At 35.8% G+C, this 15,908-nt stretch carries 14 protein-coding genes; 6 read left to right on the forward strand and 8 right to left on the reverse strand.

Annotation, left to right across the window (positions count from 1 at the left end):
• The first annotated feature begins 105 nt into the window (after positions 1-105).
• Entirely contained in the window at positions 106-1,185 is a 1,080-nt protein-coding gene (locus EGI24_RS10800) for a Gfo/Idh/MocA family protein (RefSeq protein WP_255048403.1), read from the forward strand.
• An 11-nt stretch (positions 1,186-1,196) separates the two neighbouring features.
• Here EGI24_RS10800 and EGI24_RS10805 read toward each other — a convergent pair whose 3' ends face one another.
• Complete coding sequence (locus tag EGI24_RS10805) at positions 1,197-1,433, reverse strand: hypothetical protein (RefSeq protein WP_255048404.1); 237 nt, start codon at positions 1,431-1,433, stop codon at positions 1,197-1,199.
• Between the two features lie 427 nt (positions 1,434-1,860).
• Between EGI24_RS10805 and EGI24_RS10810 the strand changes: the two genes are divergently transcribed.
• Positions 1,861-3,195 (forward strand): hypothetical protein, encoded by a 1,335-nt coding sequence (locus tag EGI24_RS10810; RefSeq protein ID WP_255048405.1) that lies wholly within the window; start codon positions 1,861-1,863, stop codon positions 3,193-3,195.
• 111 nt (positions 3,196-3,306) lie between these two features.
• The gene (locus EGI24_RS10815) at positions 3,307-4,041 is read left to right on the forward strand and encodes a DUF1080 domain-containing protein (RefSeq protein ID WP_255048406.1); all 735 of its coding nucleotides are present in this window, start codon (positions 3,307-3,309) and stop codon (positions 4,039-4,041) included.
• Positions 4,042-4,045: 4 nt separating this feature from the next.
• Here EGI24_RS10815 and EGI24_RS10820 read toward each other — a convergent pair whose 3' ends face one another.
• From EGI24_RS10820 to EGI24_RS10845, 6 genes are all read right to left on the reverse strand, one after another.
• Positions 4,046-4,525: a hypothetical protein gene (locus EGI24_RS10820; protein ID WP_255048407.1), complete on the reverse strand. Its 480-nt coding sequence runs from the start codon at positions 4,523-4,525 to the stop codon at positions 4,046-4,048.
• Between the two features lie 292 nt (positions 4,526-4,817).
• Positions 4,818-5,324, reverse strand: a complete 507-nt coding sequence (locus EGI24_RS10825) for a fasciclin domain-containing protein (RefSeq protein WP_255048408.1) — start codon at positions 5,322-5,324, stop codon at positions 4,818-4,820.
• A 402-nt stretch (positions 5,325-5,726) separates the two neighbouring features.
• Entirely contained in the window at positions 5,727-8,273 is a 2,547-nt protein-coding gene (locus EGI24_RS10830; protein ID WP_255048409.1) for a T9SS type A sorting domain-containing protein, read from the reverse strand.
• Positions 8,274-8,558: 285 nt separating this feature from the next.
• Positions 8,559-8,753: a hypothetical protein gene (locus EGI24_RS10835; RefSeq protein WP_255048410.1), complete on the reverse strand. Its 195-nt coding sequence runs from the start codon at positions 8,751-8,753 to the stop codon at positions 8,559-8,561.
• A gap of 35 nt (positions 8,754-8,788) precedes the next feature.
• Positions 8,789-10,933 carry a molybdopterin cofactor-binding domain-containing protein gene (locus EGI24_RS10840; protein ID WP_255048411.1) on the reverse strand — a complete coding sequence of 715 codons (2,145 nt, stop codon included), beginning with the start codon at positions 10,931-10,933 and terminating at the stop codon, positions 8,789-8,791.
• Between the two features lie 2 nt (positions 10,934-10,935).
• Positions 10,936-11,397: a (2Fe-2S)-binding protein gene (locus EGI24_RS10845; RefSeq protein WP_255048413.1), complete on the reverse strand. Its 462-nt coding sequence runs from the start codon at positions 11,395-11,397 to the stop codon at positions 10,936-10,938.
• A gap of 213 nt (positions 11,398-11,610) precedes the next feature.
• On the opposite strand from EGI24_RS10845, the gene EGI24_RS10850 reads away from it, so the two are divergent.
• Positions 11,611-12,636, forward strand: coding sequence for a low specificity L-threonine aldolase (locus tag EGI24_RS10850; protein ID WP_255048414.1), 1,026 nt, complete (start codon positions 11,611-11,613; stop codon positions 12,634-12,636).
• The gene (locus EGI24_RS10855; protein WP_255048415.1) at positions 12,636-13,403 is read left to right on the forward strand and encodes a DUF3575 domain-containing protein; all 768 of its coding nucleotides are present in this window, start codon (positions 12,636-12,638) and stop codon (positions 13,401-13,403) included. The genes EGI24_RS10850 and EGI24_RS10855 overlap by 1 nt, the downstream gene beginning before the upstream one ends.
• A gap of 1 nt (position 13,404) precedes the next feature.
• On the opposite strand, the gene EGI24_RS10860 is transcribed toward EGI24_RS10855, so the two are convergent.
• Positions 13,405-14,682, reverse strand: a complete 1,278-nt coding sequence (locus EGI24_RS10860) for an aspartyl protease family protein (protein ID WP_255048416.1) — start codon at positions 14,680-14,682, stop codon at positions 13,405-13,407.
• A gap of 135 nt (positions 14,683-14,817) precedes the next feature.
• Here EGI24_RS10860 and rlmN point away from each other — a divergent pair, with 135 nt between their 5' ends.
• The gene (rlmN, locus tag EGI24_RS10865) at positions 14,818-15,852 is read left to right on the forward strand and encodes a 23S rRNA (adenine(2503)-C(2))-methyltransferase RlmN (protein ID WP_255048417.1); all 1,035 of its coding nucleotides are present in this window, start codon (positions 14,818-14,820) and stop codon (positions 15,850-15,852) included.
• Positions 15,853-15,908 lie beyond the last annotated feature (56 nt).

A 15,908-nucleotide genomic window follows, 5' to 3' on the forward strand; every position in this document is an offset into this window, starting at 1 on the left:
GATTTTGAAATAGCTACCCATCTTCATGATTTTAGGTTTTTTGATAAATTGTTTGATTTTGAGAGTTTTTAACTAACTTGTTAATCAAATTCAACCATAAAAACCATGAAAAAATTCTTATACATTTTAGTATTTCTACAAACCTATGTTTTGAGTGCTCAAACTAAGCTTAAAGTAGGGGTTGATGGCCTTACTCACGACCATGTAGGACAAATTCTCAGCAGCAACAAACGTGGGGATATTGAAATTGTAGGCATAGCAGAGCCAAATAAAGACTTGGCTATGCGGTATTTGAAACGATATAATCTTTCTGAAAGCCTTCTTTTTTCATCTTTAGAAGAAATGGTATCCAAAACCAAACCTGAGGCAGTTTGTGCTTTCAATAGTATTCAGGAACATCTAAATACTGTGAAGGTTTGTGCTCCCAAAGGCATACATGTAATGGTAGAAAAGCCTTTGGCTACCAATACAAAAGATGCTAAAATAATGGCTGATTTGTCTGTAAAACATAATATTCACTTGCTGACCAATTATGAAACAACTTGGTATCCTAGCCACAAAATGGCTTATGAAATCATGAAAAATGATACTGAAATGGGCACAATCAATAAAATGGTTGTGCGTGATGGTCACAGAGGGCCAAAGGAAATCGGTTGTTCTGTTGAGTTTTTGTCTTGGCTAACAGACCCAGTTAAAAATGGCGGTGGAGCAGTGATTGATTTTGGATGCTATGGAGCCAATCTGATGACTTATTTTATGAATGGGAAAAGACCCCTCTCTGTTTCTGCGACATTAAAACAAATTAAACCTGAAGTCTATCCAAAAGTGGACGATGAAGCCACCATTATTCTTACCTATCCTACGGCTACGGCGATTTTAGAAGCTTCCTGGAACTGGCCATTCGATAGAAAAGATACTGAAATATATACACAAACGTCTTCCATTTTTGCTAATAGTAAAGAACTTAAGATAAGGAAAGGAGGTAGGGATGCCTCAGAACAAAGTCAAAAACTAGAGCCTATCCCAAAACCTGAAAACGATTCTTTTCTATATTTAACCGCTGTGGTAAAAGGAGAAATAAACCCTAAAAACAGTTTGTCTTCTTTAGAAAATAACCTTTTGGTAGTAGAAATTCTCGAAAAAGCTATTCAGTCATCCAAGGAAGGAAAGGCGGTGAAGTTTTGAGAAAAAGCAATTCAAATGGTTTTTTCAATCAAGTTGTGTTTTGTTTTTGACTCTTGAAAATGTCTAATTATCGCACTGATTACAAATATCAGTATCCATAAAGCGGGAATCAGAATAACCCATACAAATCGGTATTCACTGACTTCAAGGTAAGGATTATTGTAGGAAATGCCAGCATAGTTTCTTATTCCTTGAATTCCAAAATAGATATATAAAATTAACAACACCGATGATATTGTCTTGTACATATTGAATCTGAAATGATTTTTTTCAAAAAAAAGAAAGATTACAAAGGACAAACTTGACATATACGGAGAACTTGAGGACCATCCCGTAAAAGGAATGAATTTTTCCCAAGTTTCCCTACTGAATGCTGGAATTATGCGACTTATTATAGATACAAGTACACAAAAAAGTATGTAAATTTTGATTTCAATTGGTATGAACTTAATTTTTTTCATTGTATAAATAGGAGTGTTTAATAGTATTTTTCAAAGCTAAATAAATTTTGCTTTCATAGTTAAATTTAGAAGTATTTTTCTTTTTGCTAAATATTTTGTTGGATAAAGTATAAAGTACCTCCTCTCCACAAAATAAAATCCTTCTCTTTTTTATTGTTTTTTGATTGTTTAAAATACATTAAATCAATAAATTAGTTTTAAAATTTGAAAGATAATGAAAAACAAATTGGTAAAAATCGCCTTATTAGTTAGCCTTACAATTTTTGTTTTTAATTGCAAAAAGGATGCTGGTGAAGTTGCTCCCGAAAACGAGATAGTGACCATCGGGGGCGAAAAAATGGAAATGGCTGACAAGGGAACTATTACAAATGTTGTAAAACAAAATAATACCACTGAGGTAAGCCTTTCAGACATGAAATCATTGGCTAGTTTTGATAATTCCAAGTTGATTTTTGATGGAAGTCCAGCAGGTGTTAAGTCCTTAAAAAATGGTCAAATAGTTCTTTTCGAAGGAAATTCATTGAGAAAAATTGTCTCTGTTACGGAGTCTGGAGGTAAAACTACAGTAACTACTACAAATGCTAAGTTTAACGAATACTATAAATCCGCCAAAGTCAATTTCGAGAAGCAAATGTATTGGACTTCAAGCAATATCAAAAATGCCAGTATAAAAGTGGCAGGTGGAAGAATGAAATCCGTTGCTGGAACCAACGATGATGGAGTCGAATTTAGTGGAGAACTTAGCGGTTGGAACCTTTCGCTAAAACTTACTCCAGAGGGTGGTAGTGGTAGAAAACTAAATGTGGAGCTTACAGCAAAACGTGGAAATTTAGCAGGAATAGAAGCTAAAGGGTTCATTTCTGATTTTTCGGCTTCGAGTGATATTAACTTAAATAACGGTAGTTTGGACGGATATAACCACCAACACAATGACCTCAACGGAGAGTTGGAAGTAAAATATGCTTTTTTGAGCCTAAGTCAGATTGCTCAAATAAGCATTCCTCTAGAAATCTCCAGAACGATCTTGGTTAACGGGGTCATTCCAGTAACTTTTACTCTTAAATGCAACTTAAAAGTATACCCAGAAGTTGCTGCCAATAGCACCTGCCAAGCTCATTTAAAGTTAACTTATAACGGCACCCAAGGCTTTAATTATAACAACAGAAACATTGAAACCGCAGGAACTTTGGCAGGTTTCGATGTGACCAGAATTGGTGATACAGGCTCTGCCTCAGAAGGAATAGTAGGTGTGGGTGTCGGTCTTGAATTTCCAAGATTTCAAATAGGGATATTTCATTCGGTGGTTGTGCCTTATATTCTTAACAACACAAGCGTTCAATCTTATTTTGAAAGTGGTCTTCCGTTTGTACCTGGGCCATGCAACCAAACTATTTTGGGCCTAAAAGGCGTGGTAGGAGTTGATTTGAGCTTTTTTGGATTGTCCTACAGTGCATCAAGAGATTTGTATGAACGGAAGACCGAATTCAAAACGCCTGGTTCAAAATGTCCAGCCGCCCTTAATCCAGCATTGTATGGAGCTCTTTTGTAATTTGCTTCAGAATCAAATATTTTTTATACTTTAGCAAAATAATCTTTTGTGATTTCTGCTTTTCTTTAAATTAGAAAGTTGTTTTTGGATGATTTTAAACTTTAAATTAAAATGAATTTAAGACTTACGTATTTCTTATTGATATTGGCTTTTGCTTTTGTGAATTTTTCATGTTCAGAAAAGAAAGTTGGCAACAACGAACTTTCGGATTCAGAAAAAAAGGATGGCTGGCAATTATTATTTGATGGCAAAACTGCTCAAGGTTGGCATTTATACAACAAAGCCAATACTCCCTCGGCTTGGATTGTGAAAGACGGTGAGTTGTTTTGTAATCCTGACACTTTTGAGGTTGAACATGGCGATTTGGTTTCTGACAAAGAATACGCCAATTTCGAACTCAAATTTGATTGGAAGATTACAACCGCTGGCAACAGTGGCGTGTTTATCAATGTAATAGAGCGAGATACCATTCCTAGAGCTTGGGCGTCAGGGCCTGAATATCAATTGCTAGACCATGAGGGTATTGGCAAAGAATATCTCAAAGATTCTACCAAATGGGCCGCATGTTTGTATGGTTTTATGCCACAAAAGAATGTATCAAAACCCAAGTCAGCAGGACAATGGAACGAGTCAAGAATCGTTCAAAACAATGGTAAAATAGCGTTTTATTTGAACGGAATTCTAACTGCAGAACAAGATTTAACATCAGAAACATGGAAGGGGATGGTGGCGAACAGTGGATTTAAATATTTTCCATTGTTTGGCAAAAACACCAAAGGGCGAATAGCTCTTCAAGATTGGTCAAAAGGGGTTTCTTTTAGAAATATTAAGATCAAAGAAATGTAACTACTTAAGTACGAGCAATTATATCTGCAGCCACTTTTTTGAGTTCCGAAATTGAAGTTTTACCATTCAACTTATTTACTTTCAATCGGATTATTTCGTTGCCTTTGCAGGCTATTATTAGGCCAAAATTCTCTTTGTCAGTATGAAAAAAAGCTTCATTTCCAATATTTTCGATGGTCTCAAAACCTCGTAAAGATTGATTGGATAACCTGAAGTCTTCGAAAGTTTTCTTTGCAGAAAGTTCATTTTCATAGCTTTCAAAAATAAAGTAAAGGGCATGATTTGCACTTGATTGGCCAATGTGTGTACTCATGTATTTGTGACCATCATTTTTGCTTTCATTTCCACTTTCCTTTAACTCGCAGGTTTCTCCCAAAATCCTCTCCGCTTCTTGTAAAGTAAGTTTATGGCCACCAAAACCTATTTCTTTAGTTTTTGAAAAATGTATAAACGGAAGCAAAATAAGAAGAATGAGACTTTTCATTTGAAATAAAATTATTAGTTGAATAATCTGATATAAATTAAAGATACTTCAAGCTGCTATTTGTTGCAAATGTTGCGTTTAATTTTCTAGAAAGGGTACCGTGGAGTTATATTGTGATGGACAAGTTATTTTCAACACTAATTTCATTCAAATTCAGTGTAGTTTTGAATTTTCCGGAAGAATGAAGCTTAGAATAAGGTAAAACACAGTTGTTATGAATTATGACAATCAAATAAATCATAAAAAAACCTACCCAGGTTGCTGGATAGGTTTTCTCTAAATTCGGGAAGAATTATTTTGGTAAAACCACCGAGTCAATTACATGTACTACTCCATTTGAACCTTTCAAATCTGCAGCGACAACAGTGGCCATTCCACCCTTTTCGTCTGTGATAACAACTTTACCACCAAATAATTTTACGCTTAGCTTTCCACCACTTACGGTAGTTACGCTAGCTGTACCATTTCCAGCTTTTATAGCAGCTATAACAGCATTGGCGTCAAGATTTCCGCTTACTACGTGGTAAGTTAAAATTTTTGCCAATTGGGCTTTATTTTCAGGTTTCAACAAAGTTGCCACTGTACCTTCCGGAAGTTTGGCAAATGCAGAATTGGTTGGAGCAAAAACAGTAAAAGGTCCAGCACTTTTGAGTGTTGTAACCAAATCCGCGGCTTTTACGGCGGCAACTAAGGTAGTATGATCAGGCGAACCAATGGCGATGTCTACAACATCTTTGGTTTGAGAGTAGGCGAACATGGGTGAGAACACCAAAAACAAAGCGATCAATAAATTTTTCATACTATTATTTAGTTTAATGATGATGTAACCTTGCTTAACCTGCATTGTTCGAAATAAGGAAGCTGTTGCTTAAATTTTAAGGTGATTTTAATGTGTGGGATTTGCTGCATAGTTTTTAAGAAAAAACTCAACAAGATGAACGAAAAAGAATCTAAGCAATGCTTTTTCTCAAGAATTTCAATTATTTTGAGAGTTTATGAAGTGTGAATTATCTTTTTTTAGTTCTTAAGTAATTCATTATAAAGGTTTTGTATTAGTAATGGTTGCTGCTCCCTATTAGCTTTAGACCGATTTTAATTGGTTGTTGTTTCAATTAAAACTTTCAGGAAACATGAACTAGTCATTTTATGAACTCGAATTCTCAGTTCGAAGTTTATCGGTATTGAATGAATTAGGATTGGATCAAATTTTGATAATTTTTTTTGATAACACTTCTTTATCTGATGATACCTGAATTAAATATTGACCAGTTGGGAATTTACTTAAATCCACTTTTTGAAATTGCGTATTGAAATTTGGTAAATTCATAATTCGATTGCCGTGAATGTCGAAAATTTGAACTCCAATTTCAGTGATATTATTACATTCTATTGATAATTGGCCATTTGTTGGTATTGGAAAAACGCTAAATTGATTATTTGGTGGTTCTGTATTATTAAGAATCAAGTTAAAGACAGCGTCACCTTTAATCTCTCCAAAACCACAAATATTTTTAACTGATTTAACTGTAAATGTTTCAGATTTTTCAAGGTATAGATTGTATTTGTAAGGACTTTGGATAGGATTAAGCACCATTCCATTCGACAACTGAATTTCCCAAGGCGAATAAGATTTTAGATCAAAAAATAAACCTAAGGAATCGTTTTTAAGGAAGTCCTTGCCACCACTTACAAAAACGGAAGGATTGATATACTCCTTAACGACAATTCTTAAACTATCCTCTATAGAACAATTAGAGATATCTGTTGCTATCACTTTATATAGTCCAGTGTTTTGGAAATCTACTTTTTCAATAATTGGTTTGTTCTTGTATGAAATGAAATTATTGGGGCCATTCCAAAAATATGTCAACGAATCTACCCTCGGAATATTAAACTCATAAGGCTGGGTTTCACAACTTACCTGATTTAAACCGCTAAGGTTAAATTTGCCCAAAACCTTTTTTGTAAGATTAATTGTACCTTCAAAGAGACAAGTATCTGTAAAGTTTTTTACTTTGTAAGTCCCAAATTGATTTTCAGAATTAATAAATAGGGAGTTCTCTTTGCTATTAGAGATGAAGTTATTTGGGCCGTTCCAAGAATATTTTTTATCCACACCATCAGCATTTATTTGTATTCTGGAACCAACACAAGCCTGCAATGAATTTGTTGTTTTAACGCCAATCAATTTTTGTACTGTTTTTTCAAAACAAGCGGAGCTTACTTGTACACTATAATTTCCCGAATTCTGAGGTTTAATTTCAATAAAACTTTTAGTTTGATCCTTTAGCGTAGCACCATTTACAAACCATTGATATTTTGCAATTGGAGAATTTACCGTGCTCAATTTTACGGTCTTTTCATTACAAGCAGAAAGGTTAATTGTAGTGTACTCATTTGCGGTGTTATCTATTTTAATGAAAAATTCATTAGAAATATATTGGCAGAAACCATAATCTAAATGCAGCTGGTAAGTGCCGGTTTCAGATACATCTATTTTGTAGAACTTATGTTCTCCAAAATTTATCTTTTTTCCATTTCGTGTCCAAAAATAACTTCTTGGTTGATAAAGTGAATTTGATATTAAAGTAACAATGTTACCCGTACAAATAACGGAATTTTGATTTAATCCGTTAGAACCGAAAATACGAAGTTTGAATTCTGGTTTAAAATTGTTAACAAGGATTTTATTACTTACAAACTCACAATTAGGGTCTATGTTTCGATAATAATAAATCCCAGTTTTTTCAGGAACTAGTACAAATGAGTTAGGTTGAATCAATTCATTTGTTTCCTCGTAATACCAGCTTCCAACTTTATCATAGGGATAAGCATTAGCTTGAATTCTTAGAGTTGCTTTATCCTGACAGAAAGCTATAGTATCTATTAGAAGTGTTATTGAAGCCTTATTTCCAAAGTTAAAGATTAAAGGTCTTGAAGTATGTGAACATTCTCCTTGAGTATATTTAAAAGTATATTTCCCTGATTCTGTTATTTCGTTGGTAAAATATTGGTTTTGATCAAAACTCTTAATAAGTACATCATCCTTAAATAAAGAATATTGACCAGCTATTTCATTATATATTCTGTAAGTCTTGGTACAGGTATATACTGTATCCATGTAATTCCGAATATTGGGATTCCAGTCTGGTTTGATTAAAAGACTATCCGAATTTATCACCCTTACAAAGTTCGATGTTGCCTGACATTCACCCGAAGTTACTCTAGCATAGTAAACACCCGGCTCAGTAATACTCGCTATTGAGTAAATTCTTTCTCGATCTTTAAAATACTGAATAGTTTGAGGTCCTAGCCTAGATTCTATATTTGTAATTAATCTAACAACTCCTCCTTTGCACAAACCTACAATGCTATCTGATCTATAGTTAGAGTGATCAACCCAAAGGCGAATTGATTTAACCCGAACTAGTTCTAATAAACTTGAATAGTAAACACAACCTTGATGTGCTATTTTTACATTATAAACACCTCCCTCTAAGGTTTTAATTTGTCGAGACGTAGCACCTTCAATTTTTTTTTCATCTTTATACCATTGGATTTGGGAATTTGGAAGGCTGTCCACTCCAATAGTTAAGTTTACACCTGAACATACATTTCTGATATAATTTTTAGTTGTATTTGGAAATGTGTTGTTGTCTATGTACAGGTTGATTGTTTGATTGCAAATCTCTTGAGAGAGGGCAGTTTTAGAAAATAGGAAGAGGCAGACAAGTAGAAATTTGGTCATGGTGTTTTATAACAAAATGAGTTTTTATTTTGACAACTTGAGTAAATTAATATTTTAATATGTCTGAGTAAACATTCCGATAAAAACCTAATGCAACAAAATATTTTTAGATGGCAAATTAATAAATGCTCTCATCAATAAAAATACATTCTAATTCATAAACTTAGTTTTTGGTAAGTCAAGTTCAGGTAGAATAGTAAAATTAAAATTAACAATTACGAACTAGGCTTAAAGAAGTCATAAATGACATCTTTTCTATCCATTTAAAACCTTATCTTTAAAATTTCATTTTATCTCGATGTTCAAACCACCTTTTTTGCCATCCTTTCCGGCTTCACCATCTTTGCCATTTTCAGCTTTGCCACCGTCACCGCCCATTCCGCCAAAGAATTCAGGTTGCTTTGGCCTCCCACAATTAGCCTTATTTACTGTACATGATGAACACAACAATATCAAGGAAACCAGCAGAATCTGTTTCATTTTTAAACATTTCATTAAGAAAAACTAAAAATAACTCAAACCTCCAAAGGCAACTTCCTCTCCCTTTTTCCAGTCAAATTAAAAATGGCGTTGCCAAGGGCTGGAGCGATAGGAGGTAGGCCTGGTTCTCCTACACCGCCTGGGCGTTCGTAGTTTTCTACGATGTGTATTTCCATTTTTGGTGTTTCGGAGTTACGAAGTACTTGATAATCATGGTAATTAGACTGCACACATTGGTTGTTTTCGAAGGTTATTCCGCCTTTCGTTGCAGCTTGGATACCCATGATGATGTTTCCTTCGGTTTGGGCTTTTACGTTGTCGGGGTTAACAAACATTCCGCAGTCTATCACCGAAACCACTTTGTCTATTTTTATGCCGGTGTCGGTTTTTGATACAAATACACAAGCCGCTGATATCGAGTCAAACGACCGGAAAACTGCAATTCCTTTGGCTTTTCCTGCTGGAAGCGGTGTTTTATAGTCTGCTTTTTCTGCCAACAGATTCAAAACTTTCGTGAATCTTGGAGCATTTTTTAGCAAATTCAATCTAAACTCTAAAGGGTCTTTTTTAGCTTCGTGGGCCATTTCATCTATAAAACATTCTTGTCCCCAACCAAAGTTAGAGGCATAAACGCTTCTCCACCAAACGACTGGTATGCTGGTTTTTACCCTAGAATAAGATACTTTGTTGACTTCGAAATTGTATTGGTGATTTTCTTGACTGAGTTCACCGCTCAGCCAATCGTCGGCGGTATTAGGTCTTAAACCATTAAACACCTGACCTGCAATAGATTCACCTATAGCTTGGTGGTGGAAGGCTTTCGCACGACCGTTTTCTATAACGCCTTGCATGCGACTCAGCATGGCTGGTCTATAAGGCCCTTGGGCGATGTCGTCTTCTTTGGTCCAAAGTACTTTCACGGGCTTTTTAATTTTGCGAGAAATATCGCAAGCTTCGTTTAAAAAATCCATGTAGGCTTTTCTGCCAAAAGAACCACCCAAAAGTGTTACGTTTATTTTTACTTTTTCTTCAGGAACTCCCAGATATTGAGCTACTTGGCTTAAAGCACCGTCAGGTCCTTGTATGGGTGCCCATACCTCCACAGAGCCATCGTCTTTTACATGAACAGTGGCATTTTCAGATTCAATGGCTGCATGGGCCAAAAATGGCGTTTCGTAAACGGCCTCTAGTTTTTGCGAAGCTGACTCAAAATTAGCATCAAAATCACCTTTTTCTTCTGCTCTTATTCCTGACTTTTTAGCGGCATTGTACGCGGCTTCAAAATATTCTGAAGAATTCTGGTTAAGGTATTTTCCACTTTCAGATTTCCAATTTACAGTTAATGCTTTTGCACCTTTCAAAGCAGCCCATTGGTTTTGAGCTATTACGGCCACGGCATCTACTTTGGTGTGTGGCATAGCCCTTTCTATTTTTATTACGTCAAGCACTCCAGTTACTTTACGAGTAGCGGCATCGTCAATTGAAGCGATGGTGTCGTGAATTCTTGGTGAATGAACCACTTTGGCGAAAACCATACCGGGTATTTCGGCGTCTATTCCATAAATCGCTTTTCCCGTTACTCTATCTGGCACATCGAGTCTTGGATTATATTTACCCAAAATCTTGAAGTCTTTTGGATCTTTAAGCTTTGGATTTTTTGGCACTTCGTAAGTCGAAGCCAAGTCTGCTACTTCTCCGTAGGTCACACTTTTTTGTGAGCCTTTCAACAAAACTTTTCCAGCTTCGGCATAACAATCGCCTGCGTTTACGCCCCATTTTTCGGCTGCAGCTTTTATTAGCATTTCTTTGGCAGCGGCACCCGCTTGTCTTAGTGGCATCCAAAGGCCACGTACTGAGCTACTTCCGCCAGATTGTTGACTTCCGTATTTGCTTCTTCCGTCAGACTGTATGATACTGACTTGGTCAAGGCTTACCTCTAATTCCTCGGCCAAAAGTGATGGAACAGCCTGTGTAGAGCCTTGTCCCATATCTGGACGGCTGTTTACAAGCGTTATTTTACCCGTATTTTCAATAATGATAAACGGATTTATCTCCAAAGCCAGCGTCGCTGGTGTAAGTTTTTTTAGGCCAATATTATTGGAAAAACCATCAATGCCGATGCTCAATCCAATTCCAGTCAATCCAAGTGTTTTTATGAATTCTCTTCTGTTATTTTTCATGATTATAGCATTTTTGAGGCGTTCTTGATGGCTGTATTTATTCTTTGGTAGGTTCCACAACGGCACAGATTGCCTTCCATGGCAGCCAGGATTTCTTCGTCGTTGGGGTTTTTGTTGGTTTTCAATAATGCCACTGCAGACATTATCTGACCTGATTGACAATAGCCGCATTGCGGAACTTGCTCTTCAATCCAAGCTTTTTGAACGGCATGAAGGGTTGGTTCTGCTATGCCTTCGATGGTGGTAATTTTGGCTTTTTTCGAAATAGCCGAAAGCGGCATTTGACAAGATCGAATAGGCTGACCATCGAGGTGAACGGTGCAGGCACCGCATTGGGCCATTCCACAGCCAAATTTTGTGCCTTTTAAGTTGGCCAAATCTCTGATAGCCCACACCAAAGGCATATCTGCCTCAGCGGTGATTTTATAGACTTTGTTATTGATATTGAGGTTGAATACCGGCATATAGATTGATTTTTTAGTAAAAATAAGAAAATCTTGGTAAAGATTATAATTTGTCAATGTGCTAATTTGGCAATGCGACAATTTTATTGAAAATCTGGTAAATTATTAAAATCCTAATCTTATTCATATAGAAAGATACATTAACCAATTAACAAATTGTCGAATTAACAAATTAACCTCCTAACTTTGTAATTCCCGAATTAAAAAATATAAATGACAATAGATTTAAGAAGCGATACGGTTACAAAACCTTCCAAGCAAATGTTAGAAGCCATGTTTTCTGCAGCAGTTGGAGACGATGTTTTTGGTGATGACCCCACGGTTTCGGCATTAGAAACCAAAGCGGCAGAGATGTTTGGGATGGAGGCCGCTCTTTTTTGTACTTCTGGTACCATGACCAACCAAATAGCCCTAAAGGCTCATTTGTTTCCGGGTTCTGAGGTTATTTGTGATAAATACTCCCATATTTATTTGTACGAAGGTGGAGGGATTGCAGCAAATTCGCACGCTTCTGTAAAATTGATTGATGGAGATAAGGGGAGGATAACGGCTGAGCAAGTTAGGGGTGCATTCAACAATCCAGAAGATATTCATTTACCATTGAGTACTTTGGTTTCGTTGGAAAACACCATGAATAAAGGTGGTGGTTCTATTTATGATTTCGCCGAAATACTTAAGATCAAGCAAGTTTGTCAAGAAAAAAATCTCAAATTTCATTTGGATGGAGCCAGACTTTTCAATGCTTTGGTTGAAACACCAGAAACATCGAAAGATTTCGGAAGTGCTTTTGATTCAATATCAATTTGTCTTTCCAAAGGTTTAGGTGCTCCGGTGGGTTCATTGCTTTTGGGAACTAAAGATTTTATCAAGAAATCGAGAAGAATTCGTAAATCATTTGGTGGAGGTTGGCGTCAGGCTGGATATTTAGCGGCGGCTGGTATTTATGCTTTAGATAACAATGTAGAAAGGCTCAAAGAAGATCATGCCCATGCAAAGGCGATTGGCCAAATACTCCAAAAGTGTACTTTTGTTAAAGAAATTCTGCCTATAGATACTAATATTGTGATTTTTGAGTTAGTTGAAAACTGGACCAACACAGCTTTTTTGGAAGTTTTAAAACAAAATGGCGTTGGTGCGGTGGCTTTCGGGCCTCAGTTGGTTCGTTTTGTAACACACTTAGATTTCAAAGCAGAGGAGTTAAATACTCTTGAAAAAATATTAAACCTAATCAGTAAATAATGCGTTTTTTTGTCTTTTTTCTTCTTTTGGGTATTTCATTATCAGTATTTTCGCAGCAAAAAAACGCCATAAAATTTAATGTCGCTGGTCCGCTAACCCAGACCTACTCTTTGCAATATGAGCGGATCCTGACCAAAAAAATCTCCTTTAACAATACTTTTTTTTACAGACAAAAATCATTGATTCCATTTGGAAACCAGGTAGATACCTTGGCAAAACGATACGGAGTTGGCTTAACAGGAATCAAATTCAAATATATTTTCATGGATGAAGCAAAGGTTGGGGTGAAAGGTTATGCTCCAGAACTTAGGTTTTATCTTGGGAAAAAGAAAAATAGACCTTTTGTTGCCCTTTTTGGACAATATGAAGACTTCGATATGGCTGTTCCAGCTTCACTTTCAGTGCTTTACAAAGGTTTGATTGTTGATGTAAAAACTCCTGTAAACTTTACTTTTAATACACTTTCGGGTGGGTTATTGATAGGAAAACAATGGAAATGGAACCGCATGGGACTTGATTTAGTGGTTATTGGACCACATTTTGGTAAGGCCAAGGCTTTTTATGCTGTAGCTCAAACTGAGTTACTTTCCAAACTTTCGGAAGCCGAAAAAATGTATCTTAAGGATAAAATAATTGAGCGTTTTGGTCTTTCGGGGCAATATTTTGCCTTGGACATAGCTGGTGAAAAAGCTGAAATCAAATCTGTTAAGCCAGTTCCATATTTGGGAATTAGGGGACTAGGTGTAAATTTGAGTTATAGTTTTTAATTTATATTACACGCTTCAACTTAAAATAGCAAAATTTAAGTTCTCCATTTCGTCGCACAAATAATTCTATTTCTGTGCCTTCTTTTTTGCTTAGGTTTTTGTATATATCGTTGATATTTAATTCTTTAAAGTGTTTGTTGTTCATGAAAATGATTTGGTCATTTTCTTTGATACCTGCCAAATCTGCTTGTGAGCCAGGTGTTACAAAAGTCACTGTAAAATCACTGTATAAATTTCCTTTCGCTCTCACTTCCATACCGCTCATGTCGTGTTCGAAGGTTTCTCTATATTTTGTTCGTAAGGGTTTAAGTATAAGGTAACCGTCTCTATAATTGAAAGTTATTACAAATCTTCTTAGAAACTCCCCACCAATACTGCCTTGCCTTCCATCAAAATTTTCATTGAATTTAAGACTAAACGAGAGACTATCAGGAAACGAAGCCAGCACATCATTAAATTCGTATTTCCCTATTCTGAATTTTTCAATTCTACCTATATGACCATCAATACTTCCGTTTAGGCCTCTGCCCAGATTGGCTCTTATAACCTTATCAGGCAAGTGAATGGGAGAATTGTCTTGGGTATTTAAAAGTAAAGCATGTCCCGCTCCAGTGTCTATAACCAAACGAAGTTTTGTAAAGTCGTTGTTGTCATTCTGAGCCAATTCTATGGCTTCAATATAAGGTTTTGATTGCGTTACCATCAAAGGATACCGCTCGCCCATGGATTTTTTAGGCTTAAACTTATCATGATTTTTAAGAAATATCTCTCTCGAACCAAAATCTATTGTAACCACAAATCTTTCGAACAAATCATGCCCAAATATACCATGGATTGGAATACCCATATATTCTGAGAGCTTCAAAATATCCTCATCCAAAACCACAAGATTTTGTCTTTCAGCTTTGACAAACCCAAGGTCTATACTATGACCAATAGAAACATTGGCGTTTATAAAGTCCTTTTCTCCTGCTCCATTTATTTTTACTTGTCTGCTAAAATTCAACTTAAGTTTTTGGGCTAAAGTAGGGTCGGTGATGATAAATGAACTCACGCCTGTGTCTAAGATAAAATTGAGGGTGTCGGATTTATTAATTCTTACTTTTACGACAATCAGATTAGAATAGAGCTCAAACTTGATTTTGGCAGTATTTTGCCTTATTCCCTTAAAATAAAACCCAAACTTATCTACCTTTTCTTTTTTTTGAGCCACAATTGGATTTAATGCTCTCAAAAAGAAAAGAAAAAAAAGTAATAGAACTGGGATTCTATTTTTCATTTTTTTTATTTGAAAAATACCATATATTATTAGAAAAACAAAATGATTGATTCAAAAGTTTAGGATTATCCAAAACTTATCCCAATATTCTTGAGAAAAGGCCAATTTATATAGATTTTTGTAAAAAAATTAAGGATGAAGCAGGATTTAAGAAAGCTTAGTTTGGAGCAAATGAAAGAGTGGCTTAAGGAAAAAGGAGAGCCGGCTTTTAGAGCAAAACAAATTATGGAATGGATTTGGCAAAAGTCTGTCACTGATATCCAAGCTATGAGCAATCTTTCGAAAACGCTTCGTGAAACTTTATCGAGTGAATTTGAAATAAACCCAGTAACTGTTTATAAATCACAATATTCTGACGACGGTACAATAAAATCTGGCTTTAGACTTTTTGATAAACACTTGGTAGAAGGCGTTTTGATTCCTACCGAAACGCGTATGACGGCCTGTATTTCTTCACAAGTTGGTTGCTCATTAACCTGCAAGTTTTGTGCTACGGGTTACATGAAACGGGAGCGAAATCTAGATGCAGCCGAGATTTATGACCAGGTTATATTAATTAAAAATCAGGCTGAAGAACGATTTAATCAGCCTTTGACCAATATTGTATACATGGGTATGGGTGAGCCATTGCTCAACTATCAAGCTGTTTTGGAGTCGGTCGAAAAAATAACTTCCCCAGAAGGACTAAACTGGTCTCCGAAACGAATTACGGTTTCTACTGCTGGTATAGCTAAAATGATCAAAAAACTGGGAGATGATGGGGTGAAAATCAATCTGGCTCTGTCTCTGCATGCAGCCAATGACGAAAAACGCAACACCATAATGCCCATCAATGAGTCGAATAGCATTAAGAATCTTACTGAGGCCTTGACTTATTTTTATAAAAAGACAGGAAATAAAATCACCTTTGAATATATTGTTTTTAATGGTTTTAACGACACCCTTGAAGATGCCAAAGATTTGCTAAAGTTCTGTAAAAGAGTACCTTCTAAGGTAAATATTATAGAATATAATCCCATAAATGAGGCAGATTTTAAAAATGCGGATGTCGATGCTATAGAGAAATTTGCTAAATACTTGGAGAACAATGGCGTTACCGTAAATATAAGAAGAAGCCGAGGCAAAGACATAGACGCGGCATGTGGACAGTTAGCTATCAAAGAAAATTAACAATTTCGTAACATAGGATGTGGATAACTTTTATGTAAGGTCAAAATTAATTCTGA

Origin of the sequence: Lacihabitans sp. CS3-21, assembly GCF_024343675.1 — a bacterium.
In the GTDB taxonomy this organism is placed as follows: Bacteria; Bacteroidota; Bacteroidia; order Cytophagales; family Spirosomataceae; genus Leadbetterella.